This window comes from Hominisplanchenecus murintestinalis (genome assembly GCF_943193015.1).
Taxonomy (GTDB): Bacteria; Bacillota; Clostridia; order Lachnospirales; family Lachnospiraceae; genus Hominisplanchenecus_A; species Hominisplanchenecus_A murintestinalis.
The window spans coordinates 1-3,364 of the sequence record NZ_CALPCM010000092.1 but is presented as its reverse complement, the minus strand read 5'-3'; the positions used below and the strand labels follow the sequence as shown (position 1 = coordinate 3,364).

The 3,364-nt window shown below is 43.5% G+C and carries 6 protein-coding genes; 4 read left to right on the top strand and 2 right to left on the bottom strand.

The features are described from left to right. Positions 1–249: 249 nt before the first annotated feature. Complete coding sequence (locus NFR99_RS14900; RefSeq protein WP_251354046.1) at positions 250–1,203, bottom strand: helix-turn-helix transcriptional regulator; 954 nt, start codon at positions 1,201–1,203, stop codon at positions 250–252. 129 nt (positions 1,204–1,332) lie between these two features. Here NFR99_RS14900 and NFR99_RS14895 point away from each other — a divergent pair, with 129 nt between their 5' ends. From NFR99_RS14895 to NFR99_RS14880, 4 genes are all read left to right on the top strand, one after another. Further along, on the top strand, positions 1,333–1,776 hold the full coding sequence (locus NFR99_RS14895) for an RNA polymerase sigma factor (protein WP_251354045.1): 444 nt from the start codon (positions 1,333–1,335) through the stop codon (positions 1,774–1,776). Beyond that, positions 1,763–1,975, top strand: a complete 213-nt coding sequence (locus NFR99_RS14890; protein WP_251354044.1) for a helix-turn-helix domain-containing protein — start codon at positions 1,763–1,765, stop codon at positions 1,973–1,975. The genes NFR99_RS14895 and NFR99_RS14890 overlap by 14 nt, the downstream gene beginning before the upstream one ends. A 30-nt stretch (positions 1,976–2,005) precedes the next feature. Further along, a complete protein-coding gene (locus NFR99_RS14885) occupies positions 2,006–2,410 on the top strand; it encodes a winged helix-turn-helix domain-containing protein (protein ID WP_251354043.1) in 405 nt (134 codons plus the stop codon). A 77-nt stretch (positions 2,411–2,487) separates the two neighbouring features. Beyond that, complete coding sequence (locus NFR99_RS14880) at positions 2,488–2,787, top strand: YciI family protein (protein WP_251210301.1); 300 nt, start codon at positions 2,488–2,490, stop codon at positions 2,785–2,787. A gap of 353 nt (positions 2,788–3,140) precedes the next feature. Here the strand turns inward: NFR99_RS14880 and NFR99_RS14875 are convergent. Continuing rightward, positions 3,141–3,364 (bottom strand): hypothetical protein (locus NFR99_RS14875; RefSeq protein ID WP_251354042.1); only part of this gene is annotated, 224 nt, incomplete at its 5' end.

Genomic DNA, 3,364 nt, shown 5'->3' with positions numbered 1-3,364 from the left:
ACCGTATGGATGAAGATACACTCCTGCAGTTTGATGACATTGATAAATGCTCATGTACGGTAAAGAAGCAAGCAACCAAAAACAAGAGATAGACCGCCAGCACCAGACTATTCCGAACCCAAAGAACCAAAAACCAAAAGACAAGCATTGTGGGAAAATCCAAAAGTTTAGATTTTTCCACAAATCCAAACTTTTGGATTTTCCCACAATGCCGACTACGACGGAATCATCCTCATTCATACATACTTGTTATTCTGATTTGCAATAATGCTGATGTAATTCGTATATTTTTTGCTGCATTAGTTTTATTAACTCCACTGGTTCTAACACAGTGGCATTATTTCCAAACGGCAATATATAATCAGCAACCCATTCTAAGGCAGCATGGTTTATTTCCATGTCGATTATCCCGCCGCCTGTTGAAAATGTTTTCAATCCACTTGCAAGCAAACATTCACTTTCACAGCGTTTGACACCTATATCTGTCAGTTGGATTTTCATGTGGTAATCGTTTTTAACCTCTGTTTTTTCAAGATATTCTTGAATTGACGCAGGAATAGGGTATTTTCCTTTTGGATAGGGCTTTTCCTCTATGATTTCTTTGATACGGTCAACCCGGAATACTCTGGTTCGATTTGCTGTTGTACAATAGGCGGGGCAATACCAAAGTCCATTCATAGCATATAAGCCGATAGGTATAATTGTGCGTGTGCTTTCAGAATATGTTGACGAATACCGTATTGTTGCGGCATGGCGGTTGATGGCAACAAGAAACATTGATTTAAGCAATGGCGAATCGCAATGTCTGTCTGGAATCCAAAATACAACCTTGTTTTGAATTTGCGTGATACTATTTTGCATATCTAATGGCAAACAATTCAAAAATTTTTTCAAGACGGATATGGTTTCCTGTTCAAACGGCAGGTCACGGTGATATTGCAAGGCTTGACAGGCAAAGAAAATAGCTTTTGCTTCGCTTTCTGAAAAAGCAATAGGCGGCAAAATGCGTTCTTTTAAGATGTGATAGCCACCCGCCGCACCGACTTCGGAGTAAAGAGGGAAGCCCGCCTGCTCCAATTCCCGCAAGTCACGCAGTATGGTTCTTTTTGATACCGAAAATTCATTTGCCAATTCGCCTACTGTAAAATCCTTTTTTGCATTTATTGTTATCATCATTTCAATAAGCCGTTCTGCCTTTGACATTTTTGAACTCCTTTCCGAATAGTGACAGCCCTTGTCACTATTCTATGATAAACTATTTATGTTTCAAATTCAATATGGCATTAAAACGAAACCATGCACGCCTCATGTGGGAGAAAGGGGGGATCATTCATGCCTTGCACAGAATCATACAAGGAACATATCGAATACACATTTAACGCCTTTTGCAGAGTAGTCATACACTATGCGGCTATCAACGCATGGCGTGACAGGGACAAACGGCGGCAAAGGGAAATCTCCTTTGAGTATCTCACAGAAGAAAAGTTTTACCCGTTCAGTACGTCAGACACATATTTCATAGACCCCTGTAAGCAATACCCGGTTACGATATGCGGTCAGAAGATTATCCTTACGAACGGGGAGCTTGCCGAAGCCCTGTCCTCTCTGCCGGAGAAAAAGAGGGAAATCATCTACCTTTACTTTTTCGGGCGTTACACACAGCAGGAAATCGGGGAACTATTCGGACGCTGCCGGAGTACGGCATGGCATCATATACACAGTGCCTTGCAAATGTTACATGAAGAAATGGAGGTGCTTTTCCATGAGGAATCCTAAACTTGTGCCGTATGAAATCATTGTCAGAGCGACCAGCGGAGAGCCGGAAGCCGTGGACGAGGTTTTACGGCATTACGGCAAGCGAATCCGGCTTGCTTCCCTTGAAAACGGACAGGTCAACAAGGACACCGAGGACAACATCAAACGGCGGCTTATCGCTGCCCTGTTGCAGTTCCGTTTTGACGAACAGGCAACATAACGGGAGGTGAGATTTGTCGGGAAAATAGTCATGCTTATATTCAACGATACCGAAGAAAAAGCGGTTGAGAAAGCCATAGCCGCCCTTGCCGATATGATACCGCTGGAAGCTATACAGCCGCCCCATTCCCCCGCACTGGTTTTTCCGGGATTGGAAATCAGACTACACCAACGCCGGGTACTGAAAGACGGTGCAGACATCTATCTCACCCGTTTGGAATACGGCGCACTTTGCTACCTTGCCGCCAGTCCGGGGCGGGTATTTACAAAGGCGCAAATCTTTGAATCCGTGTGGAGCATGGAAAGCGAAAGCTGCCAGTCCAGTGTTGCCAGTGTGATATGCAATTTGCGGAAAAAGATAGAGCCGGACAACCGCAAGCCCACTTACATAAAGACCGTTTTAGGTGTAGGCTATAAGTTTGCTTTGGGGAAGTGACAGACAGATTGCTATTGCCGGATAAATATAATATAATAACCCCAGTGAACCACATAGAATGTAAAGGAGAAAATCGTATGGAAAAATTGATGTACATGATGATGATTGAGAAAAGCAAGACCTATAATAAAATGACAAAACAGGTAGTTATGGAACACGTTGAGAACATCAGAAAGCTGGACGATGAAGGAAAGCTGGAAATCTGCGGTGTCTTTAAAGGCTATCCGGGAATGGCAGGTATGTATATCCTAAAAACAGAGAACCGTGAAGAAGCGGAAGATATTTGCAAATCGGAACCATTGGTTATGGGAGGATATGCAACCTACAAATTAGTTGGTTTACAGATTGCAAACCGGGAAAATAATTACTTGCTGTAATTGCGGCAAGAAACAACACTGGGGAAACAGAATCCGGCTCACATGAAAACTGAATAATCGCCGCCACATGAAACGGCACACTGAAACAGGGAATCAAAAAAGATTTCCTGTTTTTTTGCGCTCATTTTTGGCATTTTCAAAAATCGCCAGTATTGCGCCGTGCAAAGGGGGATTAGAAAGAAATCTTCTCTCCCGTTTGGCAAATCCGCAAGCTGTCCGTGGAGGGCGGGCAAAGAGAAAATGTGTCTTGTTTGTTTGGCAGTTTTTAATTTTCGGTGGTGTGGGAAATGAAAGGAAAATGAAGAAATTTCCGAAAATCTCCGTCAATTTTGCTTTGCGTGGTGTTGTAGGTATTAGGGGGAGAAATGTTTCCGCAGCTTTGGCAGAATCCCCGCCCCGTCCGCCTGGGGTATCAGAAAATTCCATGAGAAATTTTCGCCGGAACGCAACAAACCAGCCCCGGAAAGCCGGATAGTAAGTGAAGATACCACACAGCGCAGTTTCTTAGAGCAAGATTCTACCACAGTACCAAATTTCGCTAATCGCTCAATTTTGTCCTGCGGGAATCTTGTTGGGG